Origin of the sequence: Qipengyuania nanhaisediminis, from assembly GCF_045862805.1 — a bacterium.
GTDB classification, from domain to species: Bacteria; Pseudomonadota; Alphaproteobacteria; order Sphingomonadales; family Sphingomonadaceae; genus Erythrobacter; species Erythrobacter nanhaisediminis_A.
Map to the genome: position 1 here is coordinate 1,614,435 of NZ_AP025760.1, position 17,587 is coordinate 1,632,021.

At 65.1% G+C, this 17,587-nt stretch carries 20 protein-coding genes and 2 tRNA genes; 16 read left to right on the forward strand and 6 right to left on the reverse strand.

All coding sequences use genetic code 11. The features are described 5' to 3' along the window. The first annotated feature begins 3 nt into the window (after nucleotides 1-3). From ACKTSM_RS07735 to ACKTSM_RS07745, 3 genes are all read left to right on the forward strand, one after another. Nucleotides 4-1,332: a dihydrolipoamide acetyltransferase family protein gene (locus ACKTSM_RS07735; protein WP_407874082.1), complete on the forward strand. Its 1,329-nt coding sequence runs from the start codon at nucleotides 4-6 to the stop codon at nucleotides 1,330-1,332. Nucleotides 1,333-1,370: 38 nt separating this feature from the next. Continuing rightward, the gene (locus tag ACKTSM_RS07740) at nucleotides 1,371-1,955 is read left to right on the forward strand and encodes a YdeI/OmpD-associated family protein (protein WP_407874083.1); all 585 of its coding nucleotides are present in this window, start codon (nucleotides 1,371-1,373) and stop codon (nucleotides 1,953-1,955) included. A gap of 89 nt (nucleotides 1,956-2,044) precedes the next feature. Then, nucleotides 2,045-2,121, forward strand: a tRNA-Asp gene (locus ACKTSM_RS07745). Nucleotides 2,122-2,231: 110 nt separating this feature from the next. Here the strand turns inward: ACKTSM_RS07745 and ACKTSM_RS07750 are convergent. The 4 genes from ACKTSM_RS07750 to ACKTSM_RS07765 all read right to left on the reverse strand — a co-directional run bounded on the left by ACKTSM_RS07750 (nucleotide 2,232) and on the right by ACKTSM_RS07765 (nucleotide 4,080). Next, entirely contained in the window at nucleotides 2,232-2,465 is a 234-nt protein-coding gene (locus tag ACKTSM_RS07750) for a DUF2842 domain-containing protein (RefSeq protein WP_407874084.1), read from the reverse strand. Nucleotides 2,466-2,467: 2 nt separating this feature from the next. Further along, nucleotides 2,468-3,046, reverse strand: coding sequence for a 5-formyltetrahydrofolate cyclo-ligase (locus tag ACKTSM_RS07755; RefSeq protein ID WP_407874085.1), 579 nt, complete (start codon nucleotides 3,044-3,046; stop codon nucleotides 2,468-2,470). A gap of 247 nt (nucleotides 3,047-3,293) precedes the next feature. Further along, nucleotides 3,294-3,872: a cell division protein ZapA gene (gene zapA, locus ACKTSM_RS07760; protein ID WP_407874086.1), complete on the reverse strand. Its 579-nt coding sequence runs from the start codon at nucleotides 3,870-3,872 to the stop codon at nucleotides 3,294-3,296. A gap of 10 nt (nucleotides 3,873-3,882) precedes the next feature. Further along, complete coding sequence (locus tag ACKTSM_RS07765) at nucleotides 3,883-4,080, reverse strand: hypothetical protein (RefSeq protein ID WP_407874087.1); 198 nt, start codon at nucleotides 4,078-4,080, stop codon at nucleotides 3,883-3,885. 274 nt (nucleotides 4,081-4,354) lie between these two features. On the opposite strand from ACKTSM_RS07765, the gene tkt reads away from it, so the two are divergent. From tkt to ACKTSM_RS07795, 6 genes are read left to right on the forward strand one after another with little or no spacing between them, the layout of a single operon-like run. Then, on the forward strand, nucleotides 4,355-6,346 hold the full coding sequence (gene tkt, locus ACKTSM_RS07770) for a transketolase (RefSeq protein ID WP_407876336.1): 1,992 nt from the start codon (nucleotides 4,355-4,357) through the stop codon (nucleotides 6,344-6,346). Between the two features lie 15 nt (nucleotides 6,347-6,361). Continuing rightward, on the forward strand, nucleotides 6,362-7,369 hold the full coding sequence (gene gap / locus ACKTSM_RS07775) for a type I glyceraldehyde-3-phosphate dehydrogenase (protein ID WP_407874088.1): 1,008 nt from the start codon (nucleotides 6,362-6,364) through the stop codon (nucleotides 7,367-7,369). Between the two features lie 12 nt (nucleotides 7,370-7,381). Continuing rightward, nucleotides 7,382-8,590 (forward strand): phosphoglycerate kinase, encoded by a 1,209-nt coding sequence (locus ACKTSM_RS07780; protein WP_407874089.1) that lies wholly within the window; start codon nucleotides 7,382-7,384, stop codon nucleotides 8,588-8,590. After that, the gene (locus ACKTSM_RS07785) at nucleotides 8,583-9,011 is read left to right on the forward strand and encodes a DUF4440 domain-containing protein (protein ID WP_407874090.1); all 429 of its coding nucleotides are present in this window, start codon (nucleotides 8,583-8,585) and stop codon (nucleotides 9,009-9,011) included. Before ACKTSM_RS07780 ends, ACKTSM_RS07785 begins: the two co-directional genes overlap by 8 nt. 28 nt (nucleotides 9,012-9,039) lie before the next feature. Beyond that, nucleotides 9,040-9,741, forward strand: coding sequence for a 2OG-Fe(II) oxygenase family protein (locus ACKTSM_RS07790; protein ID WP_407874091.1), 702 nt, complete (start codon nucleotides 9,040-9,042; stop codon nucleotides 9,739-9,741). After that, nucleotides 9,738-10,178: a PaaI family thioesterase gene (locus tag ACKTSM_RS07795; protein WP_407874092.1), complete on the forward strand. Its 441-nt coding sequence runs from the start codon at nucleotides 9,738-9,740 to the stop codon at nucleotides 10,176-10,178. The genes ACKTSM_RS07790 and ACKTSM_RS07795 overlap by 4 nt, the downstream gene beginning before the upstream one ends. 4 nt (nucleotides 10,179-10,182) lie before the next feature. On the opposite strand, the gene ACKTSM_RS07800 is transcribed toward ACKTSM_RS07795, so the two are convergent. Continuing rightward, nucleotides 10,183-10,938 carry a flavodoxin family protein gene (locus ACKTSM_RS07800; RefSeq protein ID WP_407874093.1) on the reverse strand — a complete coding sequence of 252 codons (756 nt, stop codon included), beginning with the start codon at nucleotides 10,936-10,938 and terminating at the stop codon, nucleotides 10,183-10,185. A 121-nt stretch (nucleotides 10,939-11,059) separates the two neighbouring features. Between ACKTSM_RS07800 and ACKTSM_RS07805 the strand changes: the two genes are divergently transcribed. Together ACKTSM_RS07805 and thiE are read left to right on the forward strand one after the other, a co-directional pair. Beyond that, the gene (locus ACKTSM_RS07805; protein WP_407874094.1) at nucleotides 11,060-11,950 is read left to right on the forward strand and encodes a fructose bisphosphate aldolase; all 891 of its coding nucleotides are present in this window, start codon (nucleotides 11,060-11,062) and stop codon (nucleotides 11,948-11,950) included. An 11-nt stretch (nucleotides 11,951-11,961) separates the two neighbouring features. Then, a complete protein-coding gene (gene thiE / locus ACKTSM_RS07810; protein ID WP_407874095.1) occupies nucleotides 11,962-12,591 on the forward strand; it encodes a thiamine phosphate synthase in 630 nt (209 codons plus the stop codon). Here the strand turns inward: thiE and ACKTSM_RS07815 are convergent. After that, nucleotides 12,588-12,995, reverse strand: a complete 408-nt coding sequence (locus ACKTSM_RS07815; RefSeq protein ID WP_407874096.1) for an elongation factor P — start codon at nucleotides 12,993-12,995, stop codon at nucleotides 12,588-12,590. The two genes, thiE and ACKTSM_RS07815, sit on opposite strands and share 4 nt — an antisense overlap. Nucleotides 12,996-13,202: 207 nt before the next feature. On the opposite strand from ACKTSM_RS07815, the gene efp reads away from it, so the two are divergent. From efp to ACKTSM_RS07840, 5 genes are all read left to right on the forward strand, one after another. Beyond that, on the forward strand, nucleotides 13,203-13,766 hold the full coding sequence (efp, locus tag ACKTSM_RS07820) for an elongation factor P (protein WP_407874097.1): 564 nt from the start codon (nucleotides 13,203-13,205) through the stop codon (nucleotides 13,764-13,766). Between the two features lie 5 nt (nucleotides 13,767-13,771). Further along, entirely contained in the window at nucleotides 13,772-14,590 is an 819-nt protein-coding gene (locus ACKTSM_RS07825) for an inositol monophosphatase family protein (protein ID WP_407874098.1), read from the forward strand. A gap of 94 nt (nucleotides 14,591-14,684) precedes the next feature. Further along, nucleotides 14,685-14,770 (forward strand) — tRNA-Leu (locus tag ACKTSM_RS07830). A gap of 32 nt (nucleotides 14,771-14,802) precedes the next feature. Beyond that, nucleotides 14,803-15,603, forward strand: a complete 801-nt coding sequence (locus tag ACKTSM_RS07835) for a hypothetical protein (RefSeq protein WP_407874099.1) — start codon at nucleotides 14,803-14,805, stop codon at nucleotides 15,601-15,603. 87 nt (nucleotides 15,604-15,690) lie between these two features. Further along, nucleotides 15,691-17,490, forward strand: coding sequence for an SLC13 family permease (locus ACKTSM_RS07840; RefSeq protein WP_407874100.1), 1,800 nt, complete (start codon nucleotides 15,691-15,693; stop codon nucleotides 17,488-17,490). Nucleotides 17,491-17,587: the final 97 nt, after the last annotated feature.

Consider the following 17,587-nt stretch of genomic DNA (forward strand, 5'->3'; position numbering starts at 1 on the left):
GCAATGGCGAAATTCACATTCAACATGCCCGATGTGGGCGAAGGCGTGGCCGAGGCGGAAGTCGTCGAATGGCATGTCAAGGTCGGTGACACGGTCAGCGAAGACCAGCACCTGGTCGACGTGATGACCGACAAGGCGACGATCGACATCGAAAGCCCGGTCGATGGCAAGGTCATCGAGGTCGCAGGCGAGGTCGGCGACGTGATCGCGGTCGGATCGATGCTGCTGGTGATCGAGGTCGAAGGCGAGGTCGAGGACGAAGCGGAAAACGATGCGCACGAGCAATCGCAGCCCGATCCGGCCCCCGCGCCGTCTCCCAAGGCTGAAGAGGTCGAAGAACGGATCGAGGTCGAGACATCGGATGCCTCCGATGCCGATGACGCGATGGCGGCCGATCCCGAACCCGCTCCCGCGCAGCCGGTCGAACCGGCTCCCGCTGCGTCTCAGGGCGCAAAGGTGCTCGCCAGCCCCGCGGTGCGCAAGCGCGCGAAAGAGCTCAATATCGACCTGTCGCAGGTCAAGCCCGCCGAAGACGGCCGTGTGCGCCACGGCGATCTCGACCAGTATCTCGCCTATAATGCGGGTGGCGGCTTTGCCCCTGCCGGTCGCAAGCGCGAGGACGAACCGGTCAAGGTGATCGGCCTCAGGAAGCGGATCGCGCAGAACATGAGCGCGGCCAAGCGCAACATCCCGCATTTCACTTATGTCGAGGAATGCGATGTCACCGCGCTCGAAGCGATGCGCGCCGATCTCAACAGCGCGCGCGGCGACAAGCCCAAGCTCACCATGCTGCCGCTGCTGATCACCGCGATCTGCAAGCTGGTTCCCGATTACCCGATGATCAATGCGCGTTACGATGACGAGGCGAACGTCGTCACCCGCCACGGCGCGGTGCACCTGGGCATGGCGGCGCAGACCGATAATGGCCTGATGGTACCGGTTATCCGCAACGCACAGGACCGCAATCTGTGGCAGCTCGCGGCCGAGATCGGTCGCCTTGCAAATGCCGCGCGCGACGGTTCGGCCAAGTCCGACGAGTTGTCGGGATCGACGCTGACGGTAACCTCGCTCGGCCCGCTCGGCCCGCTCGGCGGGGTCGCGACCACGCCCGTCATCAACCGGCCCGAGGTCGCCATCATCGGTCCCAACCGGATCATCGAGAGGCCGATGTTCGTGAGTCAGGCTGATGGCGGCGAGCGGATCGAGAAGCGCAAGCTGATGAACATCTCGATCTCGTGCGATCACCGCGTGGTCGACGGCTATGACGCCGCCAGCTTCATCCAGGAGATGAAGAAGCTGATCGAAACGCCGGTCTTGCTGCTTTCGGATTAGGCGATAATCTCTCTGTCGCGACAGGAAGGAGAGATGACATGGCCGGCAATCCGAAAGTCGATGACTATATCGAACGGGCGCAGCCGTTTGCGCAGCCGATCCTCAGGCACTTGCGCGATGTTGCCGGGCGTGCCGAACCCGAAGCGGTGGAGGAAACGCGCTGGGGCGCGCCGTTCTGGATTCTGGAGGGCCGCCAGCTTTGCGGCATGGCCTCGTTCAAGCAGCATTGCGCCTTCATCCTCGAAGGGGAAGGCGGGGGCGAGGCGATGGGCGAGCTTGGCCGCATCACCAGCCTCGACGACTTGCCATCGGATGACGAACTGACCGCGATGATCAGGGCCAAGGCCGCGCGGATTCGCTCGGGCGAAGACGCGGCTACGAAAAAGGCGAAGGCCGCCAGTCCAAAGGACGCGCCGCCCACGCCCGATGACTTCGCCGCGGCGATCGCGGCCACTCCGGGCGCGCAGGAGGTTTTTGACAATTTCACCGCGGCCCAGCGGCGCGATTACATCACCTGGATCACCTCGGCAAAGCGCGAGGAAACGCGGCAGAAACGCATCGCCGAGGCGGCCAAATGGATCGGCGATGGCAAGCGCAAGAACTGGAAATACGAGAACTGCTGAAATAATTTCGTCGGAGCGCAAAAAAGGTGCTCGCAGAGCGTTGACACGTCTTTCACCCGGTCCTATTGGCGCTGCTCCCAAGTGGCTGCGCGGGTGTAGCTCAGTTGGTTAGAGTGTCGGCCTGTCACGCCGAAGGTCGCGGGTTCGAGTCCCGTCACTCGCGCCACTTGGGGAATTTTCCAGACAATCCGGAACGATCGGGCGAAGCGTGACACTTCGCCATTTTTTCGCGTGCGTGGGAGCCGTTTCGCGGCCCGCGGCCTGCGGCGCGGGCGGCTACTCGCTTTCGCCGGGCGGCGACCAGCGCCCTGTTTCCATCCAGATCAGGAAGCGCCTGAGCGGCAGCAACCAGACCAGCCCGAGCACGATATAGACCACGGTCTGAACGAGGGTCGGCCAATCGCCGATGATCGCGGGCGCATAGCGCGCGATGACGATGGCATAGACCATCAGCGCGACCAGAAGGCCGAAAATGCCGACAGGAATTCGCCAGGTGGGTTCTTCGCGCAAGATCAGGCTCCGAAAATGCGGGTGGGGGTGACGACAGCATCGAGCGCGATGTCGTGCGGTTCGGTTGGAAGGCTCGCGACCAGCTGGATGTCCCAGGCGAGCCCGATGGCGATGCGGCCGGGATGCGCGGCGAGCCAGCGGTCGTAATGCCCGCCGCCCTGTCCGAGCCGGTCGAGCTTTGGTGTGAACCCGACCAGCGGCACGAACACGATATCCGGCACGAGATCGACGGCATCGTTGTCTGGCTGTGCGATGCCGCAGGGGCCGGGCTGGCAATCGCTGAAGCCATGCGGGTCGGTGTGTTCGCGAAACGCCATCGGCGCCTCGGCGCTGTCGAAAAAGGGCAGGGCGATGCGGTGGCCCGCTTCCTGGAAGAACCGGGCATATCCAGCCGTGGGAGCTTCGTACTCGTTCGCGGCATAGAGGCCGATGACCGCCTCGCTGCCGATCTTTGCGAGAAGGGGGGCTGGCGGGCGGTGGAACAGCAAGCCGCGTATAGAATCGGGCTGGGCAGCAACGTGCCGCTGCCGCGCTGTGCGCAAGCTTTTGCGAAGCCGGGACTTTGATGGGGGAGGGGTCACGAACGCTCCGCTCTGATAGGTGTCCACGCGCTGGCAAGCGCGGCAATTGCCTGCGCCTGCGAGCAAGTGGCGGGACCACCATGGGTCGGTGCCATGAAATCCTCTGACGCCTAAACGTCAGGTGGGCGCCGTGTACCCCGATCCCACAGCCGAACTGGTGGACCAGGGCAGGGACAGCTCCCTTGGATTGCTTATAGCCTCAGGGATATTCGGTGGCTCGTGCCGGGCAGCCCCGCCAATCGGAGATTTAGGACGGCTCGGCCCGACCTTCAAGCTCGCTCGCGGTCTTCTCTGCGCGCGCGGCGAGCGCCTCGAGCTTTTCGGCGAGTGCTTCGGACAGGGCCGCGTCCTCTGCCGGTCCGCCGAACAGGTCGTGCTGATGGCGCGCCTGTTCCTCGAGCGCGGCGATTTCTGCCTTGAGCGCGGCATTGTCCATGCGGGCGCGTTCCTCGGCCTTGCGCAAGGTCTCGATCTCGGCGCGCAATTCGGCCTTCTTGCCCCCGGCGCGCGCCTTGTCCTCCTCGCTGCGTTCGCTGGCATGGCGGGTTGCATTGGCCAGATCGTCCCTGGCGGCCTGCAATTCGCGGTGCAGCTCGGCCAGTTCGGTCCGTGCATCGCCGAGCGCGGTCCGCGCCTCGTCGAGCTCGTCGGCCATGAACAGCGCTGCGAACACCACGTTCTCGCTTTCCTGGGCTGCGCGCGCGGTGCCGAGCTTGGCATAGTTTTCATCGATCAGCTTGCCGAAGCGCGCGACCTTTTCTTCGTCGCCCGGACCGCAGGCGATCGAGTATTGGCGCGGGCCGACCTTGATGCGCACCTTGGTCACGGCGTCCGCCTCATGCTTCGAGCTCCTCGATCAGCGCGTCGATTTCGCCAATCGTGTCAGCGACTTCCTCGCGCAGTTTCTCATGCGCATTGACGAGCGCGGTGACCCGTGCCGAACCGGCCTGGTCGTTCGCAGTGGTGCTGGAAGAAGCGCCGTGATGCGCGCGGGCGGTTTCGATCCGCGCAAAGGCGGCATTGATGCGTGCCATCGCCCTGTCGATGCGGCCTGCGCTCATAACAACGCCGAATTTACCAAGAACCGGCGCGATAGCAAAGTCTTGGGCCGGCCTGTTGATAAGTGCTCTGCAACAGCGCCGCCCGGACACTCGCCGGGGGAGCGAAGCGGGGCAAGTGTTGACCTCAAACAGCGCCTCGGCAATGGCTCTTCTCGCCCGGCCCGGCAGGGGCGAATCGCGCCGCCGCGCCGAGCAGTCCGAGCGTTACCTGCGCCCATTGCGGCGCTACCAGGAGCCCACCTGCGCCATGAGCATCGATCCTGCCCGTCTCCAGCCAATGGCCAATGCCATCCGCGCCCTTTCGATGGACGCCGTGCAGGCTGCCAATTCGGGCCATCCCGGAATGCCGATGGGCATGGCCGATGTCGCCACCGTCCTGTTCGACCGCCACCTGAAGTTCGATCCCGCGCGCCCCGACTGGGCCGATCGCGACCGCTTCGTGCTTTCGGCTGGGCACGGCTCGATGCTGATCTATTCGCTGCTTCACCTGTCGGGTTATGCGCGCCCGACGATGGAGGACATCCGCAATTTCCGCCAGCTCGGCAGTCCGTGTGCGGGCCACCCGGAAAATTTCCTCCTCGAAGCGGTCGAATGCACCACCGGACCGCTCGGCCAGGGGCTCGCCATGGCGGTCGGGATGGCCATGGCGGAACGCCATCTCAACGCGGTGTTCGGAGATGACCTGGTCGATCACCGCACCTATGCGATTGCCGGTGACGGCTGCCTGATGGAAGGCATCAACCACGAGGCGATCGGGCTTGCCGGTCACCTCAATCTGGGTCGGCTGATCGTGCTGTGGGATGACAATGCGATCACCATTGACGGGCCGACCGATCTTTCGACCAGCGAGAACATCAAGGCGCGCTACGAGGCGACCGGCTGGCACGTTGTGAGCTGCGACGGCCACGATTTCGCCGATATCGACCGCGCGATCGAGGAGGCCAAGGCCGATCCACGTCCCTCGCTGATCGATTGCAAGACCGTGATCGGCAAGGGCGCCCCGAGCAAGCAGGGCACCAGCGCCACCCATGGCGCGCCGCTCGGCGAGGACGAGATCGCCGCCGCGCGCGAGGAGCTGGGCTGGGACGCCGAACCCTTCGTCATTCCCGATGACATTCTCGCCAACTGGCGCTCGACCGGAGAGCGCGGACACGAGGCCATCGGCGCGTGGGAAACGCGGCTGAACGAGAGCGGACAGGCTGACGAATTCAACCGCCGCATGGCCGGCGAACTGCCGCACGGCGATGCAATGCGCGAATACGTCGCCTCGCTAATCGCGAACCCGGTCAAGATCGCGACCCGCAAGGCGAGCGAAATGGCGCTGGCCGAGATCAATCCGCGCCTGCCCGACACGATCGGCGGCAGCGCCGACCTCACCGGGTCGAACAACACCAAGGCCGGCGGGCTCGAGCCATTCACCGCCGACAATTACGCGGGCCGCTACGTCTATTACGGCATTCGCGAGTTTGGCATGGCCGCGGCGATGAACGGCATGGCCCTGCATGGCGGCGTGATCCCCTATGGCGGCACCTTCCTCGTCTTCACCGACTACGCGCGCGGCGCGATCCGCCTGTCCGCGCTGCAACAGGCGCGGGTGATCTACGTGATGACCCATGACAGCATCGGGCTTGGCGAAGACGGCCCGACGCACCAGCCGATCGAACACCTCGCCTCGCTACGCGCCATGCCCAACCTCCTGGTCCTGCGTCCCGCCGACGCGGTCGAGACCGCCGAGGCCTGGGAAATCGCGCTGAAGCAGGAGGGCCGCCCCTCGGTGCTCGCGCTCAGCCGCCAGGGCCTGCCGCAACTGCGCACCGAAATGGCCGACGAAAACCTTTCCGCGCGCGGCGGCTATGTCCTGCGCGAGGCGGACGGGGACCGGCAGGTCACGATCATCGCCAGCGGCTCGGAAACGCATGTCGCGCTCGAATGCGCGGATCGGCTCGCTGACAAGGGCATCTCGGCAGCGGTCGTCTCGATGGTCTCGACCGAGCTGTTCGACGAGCAGGATGACGATTACCGCGCCCGCGTCCTGGGCGAGGGCGGGCTGCGCGTCTCGATCGAGGCGGCATCGACCTTCGGCTGGGAACGCTACATCGCCACCAGCGAATATCCGCGCGGGCTCGCCATCGGGCTCGACCGCTTCGGCGCGTCGGCCCCGGCACCGGACCTGTTCGAAAAATTCGGCATTACCGCGGACGCGATCGTTCCGCAGATTCTCGACACACTCAAAGCCTAAGCAGGAGCTTCATTCATGGCTACCAAAGTTGCCATCAACGGTTTTGGCCGCATCGGCCGTCTCGTCGCGCGCGCGATCCTCGAACGCGACGACCATGATCTCGAACTCGTCTCGATCAACGACCTCGCCGATACCAAGTCCAATGCGCTGCTGTTCCAGTATGACAGCACGCACGGGCGGTTTCCCGGCACCGTCGAGGTCGGCGACCGCGCGATCATCGTCAATGGCAGAGAAATCGCGGTCACCTGCGAGCGTGATCCGGGCAATCTCCCGCACTCGCAGCAGGGCGTTGACATCGTGCTCGAATGCACCGGCTTCTTCCAGAGCCACGAAGCGGCCGAACCGCACCTGACCGCGGGCGCCAAGCGGGTGCTGATCTCGGCCCCGGCCAAGAACGTGTCCGCCACTATCGTCTACGGCGTCAATCACGACACGCTGAGCGCCGAGGACGTGATCGTCTCGAATGCGAGCTGCACCACCAACTGCCTCTCGCCGGTGGCCAAGGTGCTGCACGACACCGTCGGTATCGAGCGCGGTTTCATGACCACGATCCATTCCTACACCAACGACCAGCGGATGCTCGACCAGATGCATTCCGACATGCGCCGGGCGCGCGGCGGGGCGCAGAACATGATCCCGACCACCACCGGCGCGGCGCGCGCGGTTGGCCTCGTCCTGCCCGAACTCGCAGGCAAGCTCGACGGGTCGAGCGTGCGCGTGCCGACCCCCAATGTCAGCCTCGTCGATCTCGTCTTCACCCCGGGCCGCGACACCAGCGCCGAGGAACTGAATGCCGCGCTCAAGGCTGCTGCCGAGGGCCCGATGAAGGGCGTGCTTGACTATACCGACCAGCCGCTGGTGAGCTCGGATTTCAACCACCACCCCGCCAGTTCGACGGTCGACAGCCTTGAAACCAGCGTCATGGAAGGCAAGCTCGCGCGCGTCGTCAGCTGGTATGACAACGAATGGGGCTTCTCGAACCGCATGATCGACACCGCCGGAGTGATGGCGAAATTCCTTTAAAGGATACGCGCAATGGCCGCTTTCAAGACGCTCGATGACCTGGGCGAGGTGACCGGCAAGGTCGCGCTCGTCCGGGTCGATCTCAACCTGCCGATGAAGGACGGGTCGGCCACAGACCTTACCCGCGTCGAAGCGGTCAAGCCGACGATCCTCGAACTGGCCGACAAGGGCGCAAAGGTGCTTCTCCTTGCGCATTTCGGGCGGCCGGGCGGCAAGCGCTCCTCGGTGCTCTCGACCAGCTTCGTCCAGGGCGATGTCGAGGAAGTGCTGGGCAAGGAGATCATGTTCATCCCCGAGGTTGCCGGACCCGTGGTCGACCAGTCGATCGGCATCCTGGGCAATGGCGATATCGGCCTGCTCGACAATGTCCGGTTCTGGCCGGGCGAGGAAGACAACGATCCCAATTTCGCCCAGGCGATAGCGGCGCATGGCGATTTCTACGTCAACGATGCCTTTTCCGCCGCGCACCGCGCCCACGCCTCGACCGAGGGGCTGGCCCATCACCTGCCCGCTTTTGCCGGCCGCGCGATGGAAGCCGAGCTCAAGGCGCTCGACGCGGCGCTCGGCAATCCCGAGGCGCCGGTCGCGGCCGTGGTCGGCGGGGCCAAGGTCTCGACCAAGCTCGCCGTGCTCGAAAATCTTGTCGGGCGCGTCCAGCACCTGATCATCGGCGGGGGCATGGCCAACACCTTCCTCGCCGCGCGCGGGGTCGATGTCGGCAAGTCACTGTGCGAGCACGACCTGACCGACACCGCTTCGAAGATCATGGACGAGGCCGATCACACCGGCTGCACCGTGCACCTGCCCTATGACGTGGTGGTAGCGAGGGAATTCGCTGCCAACCCGCCGAGCCTGCGCACCTGCAACGTCCACGAAGTCGCCGCAGACGAGATGATCCTCGATATCGGCCCGCAGGCGACCGAGGCGCTCGCCGACGTGCTCAAGACCTGTCGTACGCTGGTGTGGAACGGTCCGCTCGGCGCGTTCGAGACCGAGCCTTTCGATGCCGCGACGATGACCCTTGCGCGCCATGTCGCCGCTCTCACCCAGGAAGGCTCGCTCACCAGCGTTGCAGGCGGCGGGGATACCGTCGCCGCTCTGGCCCAGGCCGGGGTGACGGGCGATGTCACCTATGTCTCGACCGCAGGCGGCGCGTTTCTCGAATGGATGGAAGGCAAGCAATTGCCGGGCGTCGCCGCGCTGAGCGCCGACAATGGCTGATCTCGAACCCGAATTCGAGGTTTTCGAACACATCCTGATGCGCGCCTGGATGCACCGCGATGCTTCCGACGTGAAAGCGCTCGTCCAGGGCGATGCCCTGTTCATGTTCGGCACTGCTCCGCCGGTCCTGCTCGACCGTGCCAGTTTCCTCGGCAATTTCGACGATCGATTCCGCCTGCTCGGCTTTCGCTTTCACGAGACCACCGCGCGCCGTCACGGCAAATCGGTGTGGTTTTCGGGCCATGTCGAGCTCGAGATGAAGCTGGGGCCGCAGACCTGGGAGGGCAAGTTCCTCCTCACCGATCTGTGGCGGCGCGGAACGGTGCGGCGGCGCTGGAAACTCGCCGAGCGCAGCCTTGCGCCGGTCAAGGACGACCGCGCGCTCTCCGATGCGATCCGCACGCTTCAGCTGTGGCGCTGACCATGCACACGCACCACGAGGCAAGGCCATGACCGAGACCCGTCAGCTTTTCCCTACCCCCTTCGTGATCGACCGGCTCCAGAGCAAGGCCGGAATGGCCGTGCTGCGCGATGCGATCCTCGCCGAGCAGGCGCGCGACGCGGCAGGGATGCAAATTTCGAATGTCGGCGGCTGGCATTCGAACACCAACATGATCGAATGGGGCGGCGAAGCGGCGCGCGCCCTCGCTTACAAGGCGATGACCATGGCCGATGCCTGCACCGCCAATGCCGGGTCCGAGCAGGGCCGCGAATATGGCTGGGTGCCCGAAATGTGGGCGAACGTGTCGCGCGCGGGTGCATCGAACCAGTATCACACCCATCCCGGCAGTTTCTGGTCGGCTGTCGCCTATATCGACGATGGTTATGAAGGCGACAGCGACCCTGCACTGGGCGGCGAACTGCAATTGCTCGATCCGCGCATGCCGATGGTGCGCATGACCGCGCCTGACCTGAGGCTCAAGGATGCCAGTGGCGCAGCGCAGAACAGCGAACCCAAGATGCGCCCCTCGAGCGGGCTGATCGTGATGTTTCCAAGTTGGCTGCAGCACTCGGTCCGGGCCTTTCACGGCAAGGGCACGCGGATCTCGATCGCAATCAACCTGATCCCGGCGCGCAGCGCCCCGCAGAACGTGGCCGGCAACGAGCCAGCACTCCCGGTCCAGACGCCGGGCGAGGGGACCGTGCATTGAACGCGCCCGCGCAAAGCGATGGCTACGGGCAGACAACCCTGTGCGAGAGCGGCGAATTTGCCGGCTGGCGTTACTGGGAGGGCGACCCGTTCGAAAGCCGCGCAGGCCCGTTCTACATGCGCCGCGAGGCCGACGGGTCGCGCGTCGCTGCCTTTCGGACCCAGCCGCATCACATGAATGGCGGCGGCGCGATCCATGGCGGGTGCCTGATGACCTTTGCCGATTTCGCACTGTTCGCGATCGCCCATGACGAGCTCGCAGGCGATCACGCGGTGACGATCAACCTGGCGGGCGATTTTCTCGGGCCGGCGGGGACGGGCGCACTGATGGAGGCGCGCGGCGGGGGCAAGACGATCTTCGTGCGCGGCCTGGTCACCGCCGACGGCAATCCGGCGCTCAGCTTTACCGGGATCATCCGGCGGATCCGCCGCTCCTGACGGCTCAGCGGTGTTCGGGATTGGGCGCGTCGAAGCGGCGCCCTTCATTCCACAATTCGACGCTGTTGCCATGGGCAGGAATGCCGCCTGCATCCTTGAGCATGCGCGCAAAGTGCATCAGGTTCCAGGTCGTGAAAGTGGTGTTGCGCCGGGTGAAGTCGTTGGCAAAGCCTGCGCGGCTGCCATCGTCCTGTTCATCGCCATAGGATGGGCCCGGTCCCGCTTCGCCGATCCAGCCCGCATCGGCCTGTGGCGGGATGGTGAAGCCGACATGCTGGAGCGAATAGAGGACGCCCATGGCGACATGCTTGATCCCGTCCTCGTTGCCGGTGACGAGGCAACCGCCGACCTTGCCGTAAAAGACATACTGGCCCTTGTCGTTCTGCTGGCCCGAATGGGCGTAGAGCCGCTCGATCACCTGCTGGCACAGCGAGCTTTTCTCGCCGAGCCAGATCGGGGTGCCGAGCACGACGATGTCGGCGGCCTCGATCTGTTTCCAGATCCGGGGCCAATCGTCCTTGTCGGCGCCGTGCTCGGTCATGTCGGGATAGACACCGTGTGCGATATGATGGGCGCTGGCCCTGACCGAATCGACGGTGACCCCGTTCTTGCGCATGATCTCGCGGCTCATGTCCATCAGCGTGTCGGTGTGGCTGTCCTCGCCCGCGCGCTTAAGCGTGCAATTGATGAACAATGCGGTGAGGTCGCTGAAATCGAAATCGTGATCCCGGCACAGGGTTTCCTGGGTCTGGTCGAGCATGGTGGCCTGCTTTCGGCTGGATTGTTCGTAGCGGCGCGCGTCCGGTTGCAGCGCCCCCTTGCCTTGGTTAGAGCGCGCGAGACCCTTTTTCGTTTCCGAAGACCCGAAGGAACTCCCTCACATGAACCACGAACAGATGACCGCCAGGATCGCTGACGGCCAGGGCTTTATCGCAGCGCTCGACCAGTCGGGCGGCTCCACACCGAAGGCACTGCGCGGCTACGGCGTCGAGGACGGCGAATGGTCGGGCGATGACGAGATGTTCGCTGCCATCCATGCCATGCGCAGCCGCGTGATCACCGCGCCGTGCTTTGGCGAGGGCAAGGTCATCGGCGCGATCCTGTTCGAAAAGACCATGGACGGCACGGTCGATGGCAAGCCCACCGCCGATGCGCTCAAGGATCGCGGCATCGTGCCTTTCATCAAGGTTGACCAGGGCCTTGCCGACGAAGCCAATGGCGCGCAGATGATGAAGCCGCTCGACAAGCTCGACGCGCTGCTCGAAAAATCGGTCGCGAACGGCATGTTCGGGACCAAGATGCGTTCGATCATCAAGTCGGCCAATCCGCAGGGCATTGCCGATGTGGTCGCGCAGCAATTCGAAGTCGGCAACAAGATCGCCGATGCCGGGCTGATGCCGATGCTCGAACCCGAATACGACATCACCGCCAGTGACCGTGCGGAGGGCGAGGATATCCTGCTGGCAGAGATTAAGAAGGGTCTCGACGCGCTTCCCGAAGACCGCCAGGTGATGCTCAAGCTGTCGATCCCGGTGCGCCCCGGCCACTACACCACGCTGACCGAACATCCGCGGGTGCTGCGCGTGGTCGCGTTGTCGGGCGGCTATTCGACCGACGAGGCGTGCGAGAAGCTGGCGAAGAACCCCGGCATGATCGCAAGCTTCAGCCGCGGCCTGTTGCAAGACCTGCGCAAGGACCAGTCGGACGAGCAATTCGATGGCTGCCTGCGCAGCGCGATCGAGAAGATCGCGAGCGCGAGCGCGGCAGGATAGGCACCGGTCCCGTGTCTGGCGCGAACACGCAGCTTTACCTCATCTCCCCGCTCGAGGTCGGCGGCGATTTTCCCGCGCGCCTGACCCGTGCGCTCGATGCGGGCGAGGGGCTGGTCACCGCCTTCCAGTTCCGGGTCAAAGGGATCGATCAGCACGAAGCGGCTCGGCTGGCAGAGCCGCTCCAGGCGATCTGCGCCGAGCGCGAGGTGGCCTTCATCGTCAATGACAGCGTGTCGCTGGCCAAAAGACTCGGCGCCGATGGCGTGCACCTGGGTCAGGACGATGGCGATCCGAAGGAGGCGCGCGAGGCGCTGGGCCGCGAAGCGCAGATCGGGGTCACCTGCCACGCTTCGAAGCACCTCGCCATGGAAGCGGGCGAGGCGGGGGCCGACTATGTCGCCTTCGGTGCCTTTTTCGACAGCACCACCAAGGACAACGGCGATGCGCCGCGCCCCACGCTCGAGATCATCGAGTGGTGGGCGCGCCTGTTCGAGATTCCCGTTGTTGCGATCGGCGGGGTCACGCCCGACAATTGCGAGCCGCTGATCAAGGCCGGTGCGGATTTCCTCGCCGTGTCAGGCGCGGTGTGGTCGGGCGACGAGGTCGCCGCGATCGAGGCCTTCGCCAGGAAACTGGGCTAGCGCGCGCCGATCCGGGTGCACAGCAGGTCGGTACGCTCGCCGCTGGTGTCGATCTTGCGCAGCTGGTTGTCGCCGATCCGGCGGAACCGCTCGCCCTTTTTTGGGCCACGGGTGAAGGTCAGCTCCCGGCCGCGCAGGATATAGGTGCCCGAGCCTGCGGTGTTCTCGTAACGCGACGCGGTGAAGATGCGGAAACCTTCCGGCCCGACCACGCGGTGCGCAGCGCCCCCGGCATTGCCTGGCAGCGCGCATTCATAGACCCCGTGCGGCATCGTGCGGAGCGGGCCGTCCGAGGGCAGGGCAGTCGGCGCGTCCGCTGCGTTTTCGCTGCTGCCGAAGGCCGGCGCGCCTGCCGCCAGCGCGGCAGCGAAGGCGGTCAACAGGATGACGTGGATGGTTTTCATTATGCTTTGTTCCTCGCATCGCTTCATACGCCCGCGGCCGCTCTAAGGCCACCTGATTAACCACGATTGACTCGGCGCCCCCGCAGATCGCCGAGGCGGTCGCGGCCATGCGTCTTGCCGTGGCACAGCCAAGCGGCTATTGGCGCGCTTTGTTTTCGGCCGCGCGGCATGGCCCGGCGCGCCTCTCACCCACGGAAAGCACCCATCATGAAGATCAGCGGCGTCGACATTCGCCCCGGCAATATCATCGAATATGAAGGCGGCATCTGGAAAGTCGCCAAGATCCAGCACACCCAGCCCGGCAAGGGCGGCGCCTACATGCAGGTCGAGATGAAGAACCTGCAGGACGGGCGCAAGACCAATGTCCGCTTCCGCAGCGCCGACACGGTCGAGAAGGTGCGGCTCGACACCCGCGAATACCAGTTCCTCTACGAGGACGGCGACATGCTGGTGTTCATGGACGGGGCGACCTACGAACAGATCAACCTGCCGTCCGACCTGCTCGGCGATGCCCGCCCGTTCCTCCAGGACGGGATGCAGGTCCAGCTCGAACTGTGGGAAGAAAAGCCGATCAGCGTGCAGCTTCCCCAGCAGATCGAGGCCGAGATCGTCGAAGCCGACGCGGTGGTGAAGGGGCAGACCGCCTCTTCGAGCTACAAGCCCGCAGTGCTCGACAACGGCGTGCGCATCATGGTCCCGCCGCATATCGAGAGCGGCACGCGGATCGTGGTCGACGTCTACGAACAATCCTATGTCGGCAAGGCCAGCTGAAGCCCATGAGCATGTTTTCAGGCCTCATTCGCGTCATGGAACGCGCCGCGCGCAAGGCGGGTAGCCGATTGCGCCGCGATTTCGGCGAGATCGAGCACCTCCAGGTCAGCCGCAAGGGCCCGGCCGATTTCGTCTCCAAGGCGGATATGCGCGCCGAGCGCGCGCTTTATGACGAACTGCTCCACGCGCGGCCCGACTGGGGCTTCGTGATGGAAGAGGCCGGCGTGATCGAGGGCGACGAAGGCAAGCCGCGCTGGATCGTCGATCCGCTCGATGGGACCAGCAACTTCCTTCACGGCATCCCGCATTTCGCGATCTCCATCGCAGTCCAGGAACCCCGGCTCGACGGCAAGGGCTGGGGCGAGGTGACAGCGGGCGTCGTCTATGACGTGATCCAGGACGCGACCTACTGGGCTGAAAAGACCCGCGGCGCATGGCTCCAGGATGCGCGGCTGCGCGTGTCGGCGCGGCGCAACCTTGCCGATGCGCTGATCGCGACCGGCATTCCGTTCGCAGGCCATGGCGATTTCGCCGAATGGAGCCGCATTTTCGGCGCGATCGGGCCCGAAGTGGCCGGCATCCGCCGGTTCGGCGCGGCCTCGCTCGACATGGCCTATCTCGCGCAGGGACGCTTTGACGGTTTCTGGGAAAGCGGGCTCAACGATTGGGACACTGCGGCCGGATGCCTGCTGGTGCGCGAGGCCGGCGGCTTCGTCTCCGACTTCCGCGGACGCTCGAACCCGATCCATTCATCGCAGGTCCTCGCGGCGAATGACGGCCTGCATTCCAAGCTCCACAAGCTGCTCGCCGGCGCACTGCGCTAGGCGCGAACCGGCTTTGCTCCCCGTCCGGGCGAGCGTGGTGCTTGTCAGGCGCGACAGGCACGGCTAACAGCCGCGCTTCGCGCCGGAGGCGTGTGCCCCTGTGGTGGAATTGGTAGACGCGAGCGACTCAAAATCGCTTTCCTTTTAGGAGTGCCCGTTCGAGTCGGGCCAGGGGCACCACCTCGCGCGCGATTGACGGGGGAAATCGCGCCATGGACACGCCTTTCGAAACCGGGCCCGGGCGTTACCAACCGGCGAGCGATTATCCCTATGCCGCTGACCCGCAATTGCGATTCGACCAGCGCCGCCTGGCGCGAGTGGTCGGCTTCATCGCCTTTGCCATGCCGATCGTCCTTGGCGTGGGCGGCCATCTCCTGGGACGCTTCCGCACCGCCTTGTCGGGTTATTATTACGAGCCGGTCGTGCTCGGCGATTTCTTCGTCGGGTGCCTCGCGCTGATCGGGGCGCTGCTGCTCGCCTATCGCGGATGGACTCCCAAGGTCGCGCGGCTGGCGAGCATTGCCGGGATTGCCGCGCTCACCACCGCCTTTGTCCCGATGGGCGGCTGGATCACCGGCTGCGAGGTGCTGTCGGCCGATGGCGGTTGCAGCAGCGAGGCGGTGACATGGCCGCGGCTCGGTTACTGGGTCCACGCCATATCGGCGGGCATATTGTTCGCCATTCTCGCCTTTTTTTGCCTGTTCGTCTTCACCAAGGTGCCCGCCAGCGCGCGCGAGGGATCGGGCGAACCCAGCCGCGCCAAGCAGCAGCGCAACGCTGTCTATGTCGCCTCGGGCGTGACGATCGCGCTGGCGGCGCTGGGCATCGGGATCGGCGGCCAGTTCGCAGGCAGTTGGTTTTTCGATCACCACATCACCTTCTGGCTCGAAGCGGTGATCCTGGGTGCCTTTGGCGTGTCCTGGCTGGTGCAGGGGCGCGCGGTGCGCCGGCTCGCCGATCCGCAGGACCGCGTCGATGCGGCAATAGCGAAGAGCAAACGCGCGCAGCGTTAAGCCCCGCCGCCCAGGGTTAGCCCACCGCGACGCACGCAAAATCCCTTGCCAATCGCGCTGCAAGACGTTCTATCAGGCGCGACGGGTATGCTCGAACTTCCATCCTATCACGCCATTGCGGCGATGGTTCTGACCATCATGATGTTCGTCGGGTTCGTGCGCGGGCGCATGAGCATCGAGATCGTCTCGCTGCTGACCATCGCGGTCATCGCGGTGGGCCTCTATTTCTTCCCGCTCGAAGGCACCCGTCCGATCGACGGGCTGGCGCTCGCATTTGGCGGCTTTGGCCACTACGCGCTCATCACGATCTGCGCGCTGATGATCATGGGCAGGGGGCTGGTGGTGACCGGCGCGCTTGAACCGGCGGCACGCGTGCTCGAACGGGTGTTCAAGACCAATCTGCAGATAGGCCTGCTGGTCTCGCTGCTGATCGCCTTCGTGCTCTCGATGTTCGTCAACAACACGCCGGTCCTGGTGCTGATGATCCCGATCTTCGCGGCGCTCGCATCGCGCGGGGCGATGGCGACGTCGAAGACGCTGATGCCATTGAACGCCGCCTCGCTGATCGGCGGACTGGCGACGACCATCGGCACCTCGACCAATATCCTCGTCGTGTCGATCGCGGTCGATCTGGGCATGCGCGAGATCGGCGTGTTCGATTTCACCCCGATCGTCCTTCTCGCCGCGCTGTTCGCGCTGCCTTACATGTGGCTGGTGATGCCGCGCCTGCTCGACGACAACCGGGCCGAGGCGCAGGCGCAGGTGCGCCAATTCCACACTCGCCTTCGTGTCGGCAGCCAGTCTTTTCTTGCGGGCCAGGAATTGTCGACGGTGCGCGAGAAACTGCCCGGGGGGATCACCTTTCACAATCCGCCCACCGGCCCGCTTCAGCCACAGCAACGCCTTCACATCTCGGGCAGCCACGAAGCGCTCGAGGATGCCACGCGCGAGTTGAAGGGCGAGCTTGCGCCGAGCTGGGTGCTCGACCGGATCAAGCGCACCGCTTCGGCGCGAAGCGAGGACGTGATGGTGGTCGAGATGACCGTCACCGCGGATTCGCGCCTGATCACCCGGACCCTGCCATCCTCGGGGATTGCCGATCTCTATTCGGTCGCGGTGCTCGGCATCCATCGTCCCGAACTGCTGATGGGCGAGAAGAACCAGTATTCGGACGGCGGCGACCTGCGCATGAAGGAAGGCGACGTGCTGCTGGTGATGGGGCTGCAGGAGGACCTTCAGACCTTTGCCCGGGCGGATTCGCTGCTGATGCTTGAAGGCGCGCGCGAGCTTCCGCGCCGGTCCAAGGCGCTGCTTTCGGCGGCGATCATGGGGTTTGCTGTGTTCACCGCGGCAATCGGATGGTTCCCGATCGCGATCAGCGCGCTGGCAGGTGCGATCCTGATGTTCGTGACCGGCTGCGTGAAGTTCGAACGCGTGGGCCGCGCCCTGTCGGGGCAGGTGATCGTGCTGGTCGCGGCGAGCATCGCGATAGGCCGGGTGATCGATGAAAGCGGGGCCGCGGCCTGGCTCGGCGAGGCGCTTTCGCTGGGGCTCGGCTATCTTCCGCCGGCGCTGGTGATTGCGGCGATCATGATCTTCGTGACCTTCATCACCAATTTCGCCTCGAACGCGACCGCGGCGACCGTGGGCACGCCGATTGCGTTTTCGATCGCCGCGCAGCTCGGCATCCCGCCCGAGCCGCTGGTGCTGGCCGTGCTGTTCGGCTGCAATCTGTGTTACGCGACACCGATCGCCTACCAGACCAACATGCTGATCATGGCCGAAGGCAAATACGAGTTTTCCGATTACATCCGGACTGGCGTGCCGCTGGTGCTGATCATGGTGGTCTCGCTCTCGGTGCTGCTGGTGCTGTGGTACGGGCTGTAGCGCTTTCCTACGACCCGATGGCCGTGCGAATAGCGCCAGGTGGATTTCCGCACGCGCTCTTGCCAGACTGACGAATTCGGGTGCCGATCGCGCCTTG